Raw genomic sequence first — 12,024 nt, 5'->3', positions numbered from 1 at the left:
GATTTCACTTGCCGGTGAATTCCCCCTGATCCCGAGTTGCGGGCGAGAACAAACTGACTACATTGGATATCAAGTACGGTTGCCCCTGCGGGGTGGCTGGATAATGCATATCGACAAGGAGACCCCAGGTGCAGGCAAAAGCACGCAGTATTTCCCTCCGGCGGGATGAGGTTTTTATTAAGATGCGGCTGATGTGGCTGTTGTTTGCCGGAATGCTTCTGGTACTGGCGCAGACTGCGGCGGCACAGGCGCGGGGTGAGAGCCTTGCGCCATTGGCGGAAAAGATCAGCCCGGCGGTGGTCAACATTACGACCTCGACCCTGATCGAAGGTCAGACGGGACCACAGGGGATCGTGCCCGAAGGCTCTCCGTTCGAAGATTTTTTTCGCGAGTTTCAAGACCGCAACGGGGAAGATGAGAATCGTCCGCGTCGTAGCAATGCCCTCGGTTCAGGTTTCGTGATCTCCGAAGATGGATACATCGTTACGAACAACCACGTCATTGCCGAAGCGGATGAAATCCTGGTCGAGTTTTTCCCCGGCGATGGTCAGCCCGTAAAGGAACTGCCTGCCAAAGTGATCGGGACAGATGAAAAGACCGATATTGCGTTGCTGAAGGTCGAAGCATCAAGTCCGCTGAAATACGTTCAGTTCGGCAACAGTGACACCGCACGTGTGGGTGACTGGGTTATTGCGATGGGCAACCCGCTGGGGCAGGGGTTCTCGGTCTCTGCGGGAATTGTCTCGGCACGCAATCGTGCCTTGAGCGGTTCGTATGACGACTACATCCAGACTGACGCTGCGATCAACCGGGGTAACTCGGGCGGGCCGCTGTTCAATATGGATGGTGAAGTTATTGGTGTGAACACGGCGATTTTGTCTCCTAACGGTGGATCGATCGGGATCGGATTCTCGATGGCGTCCAACGTTGTTGTCAAAGTCGTCGACCAGCTGCGTGAATTTGGCGAAACCCGCCGCGGTTGGCTGGGTGTTCGTATTCAGGATGTGACCGAAGACATGGCCGAGGCGATGGGGCTGGATGAACCCGGTGGCGCACTGATCAGTGATGTACCGGAAGGCCCTGCCAAAGAAGCCGGACTGCTGGCGGGTGATGTTATTCTCAGCTTTGACGGCGTCGAGGTGAAGGATACACGTGGCCTTGTACGGCAGGTTGGTGAGACCACCGTTGGCAAGTCTGTACGTGTTGTCGTGCACCGTGACGGTGGCACTCAAACCGTACTGGTAACGCTCGGCCGCCGCGAAGATGCGGAACGAGCTGAGAATGGTGAGGATGAGGAAGAATCTGATGCACCGGCAGAAGAAAACACGGATGTGCTTGGTCTGACGATTTCGCCTCTGACAGACACATTGCGTGAGGATCTGAGCCTGGATGCCGAGGCAGAGGGCCTGGTTGTCACTGATGTGGACGAAGCGTCTGAGGCATATGCCAAAGGTCTGCGTGCCGGTGACCTGATCACCGAGGCGGGACAGCAAAAGGTGACTTCGATCGACGACCTTGATGCGCGTATGGAAGAGGCTCGTGAGGCGGGGCGCAAGTCATTGCTGCTGCTTGTGCGTCGCGGTGGTGACCCGCGCTTTGTCGCGCTGAGCCTTCAGCAGGAATAGGCTGGGTGCCTGAGAAATACCAAGGCTGGGGCATCGCCCCGGCCTTTTTTGATTCTGCGGTGCTGAAAATAAAAGAGCCATATGCCGGGGAGGCATATGGCTCTGGTACAGGGAGAGGCCAGTGGACAGATATCGGGGATGATACGCTGGCCCCCTACGGTAACCATTGTCAAACTAGTCTAAGCTGGAGGCACTGTATGTGAAGCGGATCACACCGAGTCAGATATGGTTAGATGAGGTCAGATTCAGCCAGTTGCCGTAGCGCGTCGAAGTCCTGAATGACCAGGCCGCCGCGCGATGCCTCGACCACATTGCTGCGTCTCCAGTTCGAGATCGTCTTGGACACGGCTTCGCGTGTGGCCCCGACGAACTCGGCCAGTTCGCTTTGCGACAGGGTAATGCGTTCGCTTGGAGAATCCTGCTGACTGGCCAGATGCAGCAGTTTGCGGGCCAGACGGATCGGCATCGGTAGGAACACTTGCTCGTTCAGCTGTGCACCCATCCACCGCATACGCAGACCGGCCAGCCGGATCATATCGACAGCCAGATCGGGCTGTTTGCGAATTTGGTTCATAACATCATCGCGTCTGACCCTTAGCACACGCGATGGAACGGCCGCTGTAATGGTCGCTGTGCGAGGGCCATTGTCGAATAAGGCGATCTCACCAAACACCTCACCCGGTCGCATCAGACTAAGCGCGAGTTTGCGGCCGCTCATGGCCAAAAATGAAACCTCGAGCATGCCTTCGATCAGGGCGTAAAGTGCATCGCCTTCATCCCCTTGCTCAAAAAGCACTTGTCCCTGATCCAGGGTGATCTCGGATGCTTGGGCTGCGAGCATTTCGCGCAGACCATCGGAAGCTTCAGAAAGAAATCCGCTATTCGGAAAGGCCGTCATTGGTGGCACGGTTCTCTGGTTGTGAGTGGTGGGTGGGCACCAGCCTCACACAGCTTTCGCGCCAAGCCAAGGAGTTTATTCGGCTTTTTGACGTTTCGATCCCGTAAATACTAAGTTTTTCACAGAAAGTTTCTTATTGAGAGACTCCAGTCATTTTTTCTGCGGGCGATCGGGTTCTTCCATGTAGCTCTGCAACATGCTGATCTGGAGCATCAGGAAAACCATTAATGCGATTGGAAAGCCGAAGGTTTCGATTTTAACCCAGAGATCTGTCGAAAGTGTGCGCCAGACCACTTCATTTGCAACGGCCAGTACGGCGAAACAAGCGCACAGGCGACGGGTCAGGATCATCCAGCCCTCATCGCGCATGGGCAGCACCTCATCCAACACATAGGCAAGGTAGGATTTCCCCTGCAATAGCCCGATGCCCATGATGAGGGAGAAGAAGCCATAAACCAGCGTGGTCTTCATTTTGAAGAAACGCTCGTCATTGAACCACGCGGTCAGACCTCCGAAGAAGATGACCATGAAAGCGGTGAAGATCTGCATCCGGCTGAGCTTGCCGGTCAGGAACCAAAGTATTCCCATCGCCGCCAGCATCAGAGGAACGAAGATGATGGTCGCGACGATAAAGCCGGAATACTCGGTACCGCCGATCAGAAAGCTGTCGTCCCGCAGGCGCAGGTAGATGAAGAAAAAGGCCAGCGGCGGCCCCAGCTCCAGCACCTGTTTGAGAAACGGGTTGATCTCTTTCTTGCCAGTCATGATTCCGTCCTGCTGTTTATCCGCCCATTTCAACTATTACGGCGCCCAATGCAATCAATGCCATGAGCGCGATGCGCCGTGGTCCCACTGTTTCCTTGAGTGCAAGCCAACCAATCAAGGCCGCAAACACAGTGGATGTCTCACGTAACACCGCCGCTTCACCCACCTTGTCGAGCCGTGTTGCCAGCATAATCGCTCCGAATGACATGGGGGCGATGATCCCGCCTACAAGCCCCCGCAACATCAAAGGACCGATAGCAGGGCGATTGATCATGGCGCGCCATCTGAGGAAGGCGTAGATCGGCATTGTTGCTCCGTCGATCATGAAGAACCATGCCAGAAAGGTGAACGGATCGGCAGTGGCGCGGATTCCGTATGCGTCATAGGTGGTGTAAAGCGCCACAAACAGGCCGGTTGCGAGGGCCAGCGCGAGCGCAATTCCAAGAGTTTCGCGATTGGTTTCGAGAAACCGGAAGTTATAGGCTGCCAGTCCGAAGATTCCTGACAGCAGAACTGCCACCCCGAGCCATTGAATGCCCGAGAAGATCTCTCCAAACAGCAAATAGGCTCCGATGACGGTGAACAAGGGGCCAGTGCCGCGAACGACAGGGTAGACCACCGTGTATGAACCCTTGGTGTAGGCCATAGCCTGAAGGGTTTTGTAGAAGATGTGGATCAGCCAGACGGTCGCAAAAATAGGCCACATGTAGGGTTCGGGCCATGGGACCACAAAAAAGGCGAAGGGTGCGGCCATCAAACAATATGATGCATCGATTGCACCGCGCGAAAGCCACGGATCGTGCCGCCCCTTTTGCAGCGCTCCGAATACCGCGTGTAGAAAGGCAGCCATAAGGGCAAGGCCAAGGGCCAGTCTGTGGCCTGCCTCAGTCCCCTCAAGTGAAATGAGCCATTCGCTCACAATATGGCCTTTCGCAGGAAAGAGAGGGGGAGGCGATGTGCCTCTGCACCCTTCGAAATATCAATGATGCTGAGAATTTAGCGTGTTTCGAGACCTGTCAGCGCAGCGGCGAATTCTTCGGGATCAAACGGGGCAAGATCATCGATCTGTTCACCAACGCCAATAGCATGGATCGGCAGGCCGAATTTATCCGCCAGCGCGACAAGGACACCACCTTTGGCCGTTCCGTCCAGTTTGGTCATCACCAGTCCCGATACATGGGCGAGATTGCGGAAGGTTTCGACCTGGCTCAGCGCGTTCTGACCGGTTGTCGCGTCCAGAACCAGTAACGTGTTATGAGGCGCAGTTTCATCCTTTTTACGGATGACGCGGACGATCTTGGCCAGTTCCTCCATCAGATCGGCCCGGTTTTGCAGGCGACCTGCAGTGTCGATCATCAGCAGGTCAGCCCCTTCTTCCTGCGCTTTGGTCAGCGCATCAAAGGCCAGCGACGCGGGATCAGAGCCTTCCGGTGCCGTTAGAACGGGAACGCCGGCGCGATCGCCCCAGACCTGCAATTGTTCGACAGCCGCGGCACGGAAGGTATCGCCAGCCGCGATTACGACCTTCTTGCCAGCCGATTTGAACTGGCTGGCGAGTTTGCCGATGGTTGTGGTCTTACCAGAACCATTGACGCCGACGACCAAAACAACCTGTGGGCGCTTGGGATAGATGGGCAATGGCTTTGCCACCGGTTCCATCACGCGGGCCACTTCCTGAGCCAGCAGCTGTTTGATCTCATCGGTCGAGAGTTTACGGCCATATCGTCCCTCAGCCATGTTGGCAGTGACGCGCAAGGCTGTGTCTACGCCCATGTCCGATGCGATCAGCAATTCCTCAAGCTGTTCCAGCATGTCATCGTCCAGCGTACGACGGACCACGGGACGATCATCGCGGTTGAACAGGCGGCCTAAAATACCTTTGGACTGGGTTGCCTCGGGTACTTCCGGGGGAGGAGGAGCAGGTGTCGGGTCAACCGGCTGAGGCGAGGGCGTCTCGACCGGTTGCGGCGCGTGGGCTGGCTCGGGCACTTCCGGAACGGGTTGTGGTTCCGGCTCGGGCTCCGGAATTATTGGATCGGGCGTTGGGGATTCCTCGCCGCCATCTTCGACAATGGCCTCCAGCCCCTGTTCGAGGCGGGATGAAGATTTAAAAAGCCGGTCCTTGAGCTTGGAAAAAAACGCCATTCTGGGTCTCCGCAGGTGTTACCCTCACCTAATGCGGATTTACGCCAGTTGCAAAGGGTCACGAGAAGGCAAAGTAAAAGCCGGCTTGCGCACCCCAATAGAGCGGCCACACCAGATAGGGTGTCAGCTTCAGAGCCGGGTGATCTTTGGGCAGTAGGAATTTCTCGGTCGCGAGGATCAGATCTGAGGCGATGAAGGCCAGGGCGGCGGGCAGCGCCCATCGCAAAGCACCGGATTCGGGCAGAGCCAGTACTGTCACGCCCATCCCCAGTATGATCGGGATATAGGCCAGAACCGGGATTTTCAGATCCCCGGCACGCGGTGTCAGCAAGGTGGCCATGATGATGCCAAGGATGACCAGCGACCAGAAAATCGCAGGATGGTCGAAGATCAACTCTGCATTGCTGGCCGGGTGGGTCAAAAACAGGGCGATATAGGCCAGATGGCCTGCTGCAAACGCTCCGATACCTGCCATGAACGTATCGTCGGTTTCTCGCGACAGCAGGGCGTCACCAATCGCACAAAGCGCCAACGCAAGGATTAGCAACCACGGGGCCGCGTTCAGCAGGGCAAGAAGCGCGAGCACCGCAACAGATGCAGTTTTTAGCAAGGTTCGCAAACTGCTGGCAGGTTGCACGGTCATCGGTAGGTAGGCCAGTGCGCATAGAGCCGCCACCAATATCAGGATCGTTGTCATGTCTTGCCCCGGAACGTGTCTTTCTTGGGTTTATCTCTCAGTGTCGCCCCGAAGATAAAAATTACTCAACAGTGACGTGGAGTTACCTTGATAAACCTGAAGATCGGTAAAGGGTGAATGGCACATGCGGATCGCTTCTGACAGTATGCGGACATGCTCAAGCGTTTCGTGATTCTTCTGACTTTTTCCGCGCAGGCAGTCTCTGCGCAAGCGCCACTGTCCGGGGCCGAGTTCGATGCCTATACGCAGGGAAAAACCCTGTTTTATGGGTTCGATGGCGTGACCTATGGGGTGGAGCGTTATTTGCCAAACCGCAGGGTGATCTGGTCATTTCTGGACGGCGACTGCAAGGAAGGTGTCTGGTACGAGCGCGAGGAACAGATTTGCTTTGTTTATGAAGACCGGCTGGACCCGCAATGCTGGGTGTTTACCAAGTCGGGGGGCGGCCTGATTGCCCAGTTCGAAGGCGATCCGAATGCGACAGAGCTGTACGAAGCCGATGACATAGGCGAAGAGATGATCTGCTATGGGCCCGATGTCGGCGTCTGAGCGATAACATCGGGTGGCATGTGACAGATCAGGGCCATGAAAGGTGTATCTGGCCCGGATCGTCAGCAAACATCAAAATAAGGAACCCTGATCAGGTGCGTCTGGTTTGGCCTTCTTGATAGGGGATTTTGTTGCTCCGCCGGTTTTGAGGCGGCCATCGGCAAACTCGATTTCCAGTACCGCATGTTTCGATGCCTGAGACTTGGTCGTGACGACATCACCCTCGGCACGTACGACAGCATATCCTCGGTCCAGCGTTGCCTTGTAGCTGAGCGTTTCCCGCAGGCGGTCTGTCGCGTCGAGTTGCTGGCGCAACCGATCCAGCCGCGTTGCCTGTGCCGTATTCAGCCTTTCTGTCAGCCGGTTCAGAGAGTCTCGCCGGGTCTCAAGCTCTCGCTGGATCGGGCGCAATGAGAGGCGGGAAGACAGGTTATGCCAGCGGTCGCGGCGCGTTTCGACCAATCCGCGTAGGGTCGAAGGGCGCAGGTGTGCTGATGTATCCAGTAGTTTGACGCGGCGGTTCTGTACTCCGCGTATCAGGGCATTCGGTAAACGCTCCGAAACCTGATCAAGCCGTTGCCGGGGCGTGTCCAGCAGCGTTTCTGCCCTTGGCAGCGCGCGCGACAGGTCCCGCAGGCGCTGTGACCGGCGTTGAACAGCGTCAGTTGCCGCGCGGGACAGGCGTGCGCCCTGTTCACCGGTCCACGCCAGCAATTCCATGCGGACAGGAACCGCCAGTTCCGCCGCTGCGGTTGGGGTAGGTGCGCGGCGGTCGGAGACAAAGTCGATCAGCGTCGTATCCGTCTCATGCCCCACAGCCGAAATGAGCGGGATATCCGAGGCGGCTGTCGCCCGGGCCACGACTTCTTCGTTGAAACCCCATAGGTCTTCGATCGAACCGCCGCCACGGGCAACGATGATCAGATCGGGACGGGGCAGGGCGCCCCCGGGTGTCAGTTTGTTGAACCCCTCGATGGCTCGCGCAACTTCGGGGGCACAGTTGGCACCCTGAACAGCGACCGGCCAGATCAGAACTTTGCGTGGGAATCGATCCCGCAGGCGATGCAGGATATCACGGATCACCGCGCCTGAAGGTGAAGTCACCACACCGATGATCTGAGGCAGATATGGCAGTTGTTTCTTACGCTCGGGCGCGAACAGACCTTCGGCCTCGAGCTGCTTTTTGCGTTTTTCAAGCAGGGCCATCAGCGCGCCTTGACCGGCAACGGCAACCTCGTCCACGTTCAGGTTGTATTTCGACTGTGCACCAAAGGCGGTGAGGCGACCGGTGACGACAACCTCAAGCCCCTCTTCGGGAACAACCGATAATCCGGCAATCTGGCCTTTCCATGTTGTGCAGGCCAGAACGCTGCGGTCATCTTTGACGTCGTAGTACAGATGCCCGGATCGGGCTTTGAACACGCGGCCGACCTCGCCGCGTACACGGATTCGCCCAAACGAACCTTCGAGGGTTTTTTTTACTTCGCCCGAGATTTCCGAGACGGAATATTCAGGGGTGTTTTGACCCGGAATGGGGTCATCAAGAAGGTCGGACATTTCAGCGCCTTGTTTCGTCAGCCCTCCCAGCTTAGAACGCCGCGCAGGCGAGGCCAAGCAGATCGGAGACGACCCCAATGAATATCCTCATTCTCGGCAGCGGCGGACGCGAGCACAGTCTGGCCTGGGCGGTGATGCAGAACCCCAAATGTGACCGTCTGATCGTGGCGCCGGGAAATGCCGGAATAGCTCAGATCGCAGATTGCGCGGCACTGGATATCGAAAACGGCGGAGCGGTCGTCAGCTTTGCCGAAGAAAATGCGATTGATTTCGTGATCGTCGGCCCCGAGGCCCCGCTGGCAGCAGGTGTCGCCGACCGGTTGCGCGAAGCGGGTGTACTGGTTTTTGGCCCCTCGGCCGAAGCGGCACGGCTGGAGGCTTCGAAAAGTTTCACCAAGGAAATTTGTGACGCATCAGGTGCCCCGACTGCGGCTTACGCGCGCTTCACCGAAGCGGAGCCCGCAAAGGCCTATATTCGCGAGCAGGGCGCGCCGATTGTGGTCAAGGCGGATGGCCTTGCCGCCGGCAAAGGCGTGATTGTCGCGATGGATGAACAAACCGCGCTGGACGCCATTGATGACATGTTTGGCGGTGCCTTTGGTGGCGCGGGAGCCGAGGTTGTCATCGAAGAATTCATGGAGGGTGAAGAGGCCTCACTGTTCGTTTTGTGTGACGGCGAGGATATCCTATCGATCGGTACAGCGCAGGACCACAAGCGCGTTGGAGAAGGCGACACCGGTTTGAATACTGGTGGAATGGGTGCCTATTCCCCTGCGCCTGTTCTGAGCGCTGAGATCGAAGCCAAAGCAATGGATCAGATTGTGCGTCCGACCATCGCAGAAATGAAACGTCGTGGAACACCGTTTCAGGGCGTCCTGTACGCAGGGCTGATGATCAAAGACGGACATCCGAAACTGGTAGAATACAACGTCCGCTTTGGGGATCCGGAATGCCAGGTCCTGATGATGCGTCTAGGGGCGCAAGTAATGGACCTGATGCAGGCTGCTGCGGAAGGTCGTCTGAGTGAGACACAGGTGAATTGGGCAGATGACCATGCCATGACGATCGTGATGGCGGCGAACGGATACCCGGGCTCATACGAAAAAGGGACCGTTATCAACGGTCTGGATGCATTGCCTGAAGACAGCAGCAACATGGTGTTCCACGCCGGAACGAAATCTGCCGAGGGCCAGATTCTGGCCTCTGGCGGGCGCGTTCTGAACGTTACAGCGCGTGGAGATACCCTGCAGGAAGCGCGGGATCGGGCTTATGCGATGGTCGATGGGGTCGACTGGCCACAAGGGTTCTTCCGTCGCGATATCGGTTGGCGAGCTCTCTGATCCGAGCGCTCCCGCGCCCTGACCCTGCATCAAAGATGCAAGATCAAAGGCCTTGGGCTTAGCAACCCGCTATTGCGGGTTGCTTCAGCGCCCTGACGAACAGCTCAGGGCCTGCTTCATGGCCGAGGATGAAAATGGTGCGAGGGTTCTCTGCACCCAACCCTTGTCGAAACGAACTCCGATGATGTTGCGCCAGTCGGAGTCGACAACAACAAGCTCAGGTCCGGCATCACAGTTTCGCAAACCACCGGTGATAAAGTCTTCGCCAATGCGGTGATTGGTGAGACCCGTCAGGGAAGTGACCTCTTGAAGATCACCGTCGGCGTAGCGCCAGATACGAAGGGTTTTGGCCAGGTGCGGGCGGTCTATATAGGCAATCTCAACATGACCATCCCCGTCCAAGTCGGCGGCCCCGATCGGAGCAAGCCAGCGAAAACGGGTGCCGATATGGGGGGTGGCGGCAATCTTATTCCCGTATGAGTCATAGACCGCAAGCTGTGCGCCAGTGTGGACGCTGGATTCGACGACGATAACCTCAGCTATGCCATCAAAGTTCACATCAGCGATGCGCGGTTCGAGGTCTTCGAAGACGCGATCAAGCGGCAATTTTATGGTTGTAACCGAGCGTTTGTAGACTGGCTGGATTAAGAGCCCTTGTGGTGCTGAATTTGTCACCGTGATTTCAAGCGCGCCATACTCGATGTCGTCGCCTAAAACCGCGTGCGCATAGCGTGTAGTTGGCTCGATAAAACGGGCTGAGGTTATAGTGTCAGCGGCGGTGGCGAAGCCCGCCCCCGCCAGACACAGATAAAACACCAATAAAGCGCCGCGGACCTGCCGTAGCCACAAGTGTACGGGCAGGCGCGGCACTTTGGAATGCATCAAATCTGCTTTTCAGGCATCTGTACGACGAGGCCGTCCAGCGCGTCAGTGACCTTGATCTGGCAGGTCAGGCGCGAGCGGGCCGGGTCGGGCTCATAGGCAAAGTCCAGCATGTCCTCTTCCATGTCATCCTTGGCCGGGATTTTCTCGACCCAGTCCGGGTGGATGTAAACATGGCAGGTCGAGCACGCGCAGGCGCCGCCGCAGTCGGCCTCGATGCCGGGGATGTTATTGTCACGGGCACCTTCCATAACGGTCAGGCCGTTGGCGACGTCGACTGTATGTTCGGTACCGCCATGCTCGACATAGGTGATCTTTGCCATTGCGTGCGTCTTCCTCTTTCGCTTGTCGCATTCTTCCTTAGTGAAGGCATTTAGGTCTTTCCAGCCTCATTTGCGACTCGGCATGCCGCGAGTGGACTTTATTGATGTATATTTGCCTTTGTTCTTATGCTGATCGCTGGGTTCACGCGGTATAACGCATGACATGTCGGGCCGCGCGGGTCTGCTGACCAACCAGTTTGTTTCTATTTGAAGCGTACGTAACGCCGTCGCACAGAGATCTTTGAATGGCCTATGAATACTACGGGTCAGATGCAGCAGGCGCAGTTAGTACCCCATGTGGTCGCGGAAGAGATTGGGAATATCTCAGACAGGCTGGACCTTCTGGTACAAAGGGGTGTGGCGCGAACACCGATCTGCAGCAACTAATCCAGTCGCAACGGTCCCCCGCCCGACGTCAGATTTTCCATGTCCTGCTCGCAGGGAACCCGCGTGGCCTCTACGTATCGGATCAGCAGGTTGAACCATGACACCAGCAAGATGATCTCGCTGGTTTGCTCACGGCCGAAATGCGCGAACAGCGCGCGCAGCGTTTCATCCCTGGTTCTAAGGTTTTCGGTGATTTCCTCGGCCGCAGCACATACGAGGTTGCCTATCTCATCAAGCCCATCGACCTTCCCGTCCACATGCAGGGCGTCGATTTCAACCTTGCTCATTCCAAGCTGCCTCGCAAAGCCGAGGTTATGGCGGTATTCGTAATAAAGGCCGTATTTTATGGCGATACGCAGATACATGTATTCGCGCAGCATTGGGTCGATGGTTCCCTGATTGAAAAGCGCGTTAATCAGATCGGTGATATGTTCGAAACACTGGGGAACATTCGCGAACATTCTCAGATTGTTCAGCGGTGGCAGTTTTTCCAGCCGCTGCAGCACTTCCGGAGGAAGGTCCGCGTCTTTTGGGAGCGGAACCGAGACACTGTCGATTCTGGGTTCAATGGGGCCTGTCATCTGGTGCTCCTGACGGTAAAGCGCTGAGGTCAGGCACATTTTAACGCAGATCAGCAAGGATCAGGCAACATTGGTGAGACATCGCCGTGTTCCGGCAACCCCTACCGTTCCCTGATGCGGGCCTGCTGAGAGGTCGTGACGCACCAGATGATCTATCGCTTGAACAAAACCCCCTGCGATTGTTTGTCCCGGTGGTCGCCCCTCAGTTCGGCGTGGAGTGCACGGCCGGCCTGCACTCCGGGGCGGGCGCTTACTGTTTCCAGCCAGCGGGTGAA

General features: G+C 56.9%; 12 protein-coding genes. 3 read left to right on the top strand and 9 right to left on the bottom strand.

The features are described 5' to 3' along the window. Positions 1 to 128: 128 nt before the first annotated feature. Entirely contained in the window at positions 129 to 1,625 is a 1,497-nt protein-coding gene (locus E1297_RS47830; RefSeq protein WP_368669873.1) for a Do family serine endopeptidase, read from the top strand. Positions 1,626 to 1,854: 229 nt separating this feature from the next. On the opposite strand, the gene E1297_RS47825 is transcribed toward E1297_RS47830, so the two are convergent. The 5 genes from E1297_RS47825 to E1297_RS47805 form a co-directional block, all read right to left on the bottom strand. Beyond that, the gene (locus E1297_RS47825) at positions 1,855 to 2,523 is read right to left on the bottom strand and encodes a Crp/Fnr family transcriptional regulator (protein WP_155151453.1); all 669 of its coding nucleotides are present in this window, start codon (positions 2,521 to 2,523) and stop codon (positions 1,855 to 1,857) included. A gap of 150 nt (positions 2,524 to 2,673) precedes the next feature. Further along, the gene (locus tag E1297_RS47820; protein WP_209016434.1) at positions 2,674 to 3,321 is read right to left on the bottom strand and encodes an inner membrane-spanning protein YciB; all 648 of its coding nucleotides are present in this window, start codon (positions 3,319 to 3,321) and stop codon (positions 2,674 to 2,676) included. Continuing rightward, positions 3,305 to 4,207, bottom strand: a complete 903-nt coding sequence (locus tag E1297_RS47815) for an EamA family transporter (protein WP_209016433.1) — start codon at positions 4,205 to 4,207, stop codon at positions 3,305 to 3,307. The genes E1297_RS47820 and E1297_RS47815 overlap by 17 nt, the downstream gene beginning before the upstream one ends. A gap of 77 nt (positions 4,208 to 4,284) precedes the next feature. Continuing rightward, a complete protein-coding gene (ftsY, locus tag E1297_RS47810; protein WP_155151450.1) occupies positions 4,285 to 5,433 on the bottom strand; it encodes a signal recognition particle-docking protein FtsY in 1,149 nt (382 codons plus the stop codon). A gap of 58 nt (positions 5,434 to 5,491) precedes the next feature. After that, positions 5,492 to 6,130: a lysoplasmalogenase gene (locus E1297_RS47805; protein ID WP_155151447.1), complete on the bottom strand. Its 639-nt coding sequence runs from the start codon at positions 6,128 to 6,130 to the stop codon at positions 5,492 to 5,494. Positions 6,131 to 6,283: 153 nt separating this feature from the next. On the opposite strand from E1297_RS47805, the gene E1297_RS47800 reads away from it, so the two are divergent. Further along, the gene (locus E1297_RS47800; protein ID WP_155151444.1) at positions 6,284 to 6,679 is read left to right on the top strand and encodes a hypothetical protein; all 396 of its coding nucleotides are present in this window, start codon (positions 6,284 to 6,286) and stop codon (positions 6,677 to 6,679) included. Positions 6,680 to 6,751: 72 nt separating this feature from the next. Here the strand turns inward: E1297_RS47800 and xseA are convergent, their stop codons facing one another. After that, a complete protein-coding gene (xseA, locus tag E1297_RS47795) occupies positions 6,752 to 8,236 on the bottom strand; it encodes an exodeoxyribonuclease VII large subunit (RefSeq protein WP_155151441.1) in 1,485 nt (494 codons plus the stop codon). A 77-nt stretch (positions 8,237 to 8,313) separates the two neighbouring features. Between xseA and purD the strand changes: the two genes are divergently transcribed. Continuing rightward, a complete protein-coding gene (purD, locus tag E1297_RS47790; protein WP_155151437.1) occupies positions 8,314 to 9,576 on the top strand; it encodes a phosphoribosylamine--glycine ligase in 1,263 nt (420 codons plus the stop codon). Positions 9,577 to 9,660: 84 nt separating this feature from the next. Here the strand turns inward: purD and E1297_RS47785 are convergent, their stop codons facing one another. From E1297_RS47785 to E1297_RS47775, 3 genes are all read right to left on the bottom strand, one after another. Then, on the bottom strand, positions 9,661 to 10,446 hold the full coding sequence (locus E1297_RS47785; RefSeq protein ID WP_209016432.1) for a VCBS repeat-containing protein: 786 nt from the start codon (positions 10,444 to 10,446) through the stop codon (positions 9,661 to 9,663). A gap of 11 nt (positions 10,447 to 10,457) precedes the next feature. Then, positions 10,458 to 10,781 (bottom strand): 2Fe-2S iron-sulfur cluster-binding protein, encoded by a 324-nt coding sequence (locus tag E1297_RS47780; RefSeq protein WP_155151432.1) that lies wholly within the window; start codon positions 10,779 to 10,781, stop codon positions 10,458 to 10,460. A 383-nt stretch (positions 10,782 to 11,164) separates the two neighbouring features. Beyond that, positions 11,165 to 11,749 (bottom strand): carboxymuconolactone decarboxylase family protein, encoded by a 585-nt coding sequence (locus E1297_RS47775; RefSeq protein WP_155151429.1) that lies wholly within the window; start codon positions 11,747 to 11,749, stop codon positions 11,165 to 11,167. Between the last annotated feature and the right edge of the window lie 275 nt (positions 11,750 to 12,024).

Source organism: Roseibium sp. RKSG952, assembly GCF_009711355.1.
This window is presented reverse-complemented; position numbering and strand designations above follow the sequence as displayed.

What these genes read in the sequence shown, in the direction of transcription:
- E1297_RS47780 (WP_155151432.1), bottom strand. Translation starts at nt 10,781, where the DNA reads ATGGCAAAGATCACCTATGTCGAGCATGGCGGTACCGAACATACAGTC.
- ftsY (WP_155151450.1), bottom strand. Translation starts at nt 5,433, where the DNA reads ATGGCGTTTTTTTCCAAGCTCAAGGACCGGCTTTTTAAATCTTCATCC.
- E1297_RS47825 (WP_155151453.1), bottom strand. Translation starts at nt 2,523, where the DNA reads ATGACGGCCTTTCCGAATAGCGGATTTCTTTCTGAAGCTTCCGATGGT.
- purD (WP_155151437.1), top strand. Translation starts at nt 8,314, where the DNA reads ATGAATATCCTCATTCTCGGCAGCGGCGGACGCGAGCACAGTCTGGCC.
- xseA (WP_155151441.1), bottom strand. Translation starts at nt 8,236, where the DNA reads ATGTCCGACCTTCTTGATGACCCCATTCCGGGTCAAAACACCCCTGAA.
- E1297_RS47775 (WP_155151429.1), bottom strand. Translation starts at nt 11,749, where the DNA reads ATGACAGGCCCCATTGAACCCAGAATCGACAGTGTCTCGGTTCCGCTC.
- E1297_RS47805 (WP_155151447.1), bottom strand. Translation starts at nt 6,130, where the DNA reads ATGACAACGATCCTGATATTGGTGGCGGCTCTATGCGCACTGGCCTAC.
- E1297_RS47800 (WP_155151444.1), top strand. Translation starts at nt 6,284, where the DNA reads ATGCTCAAGCGTTTCGTGATTCTTCTGACTTTTTCCGCGCAGGCAGTC.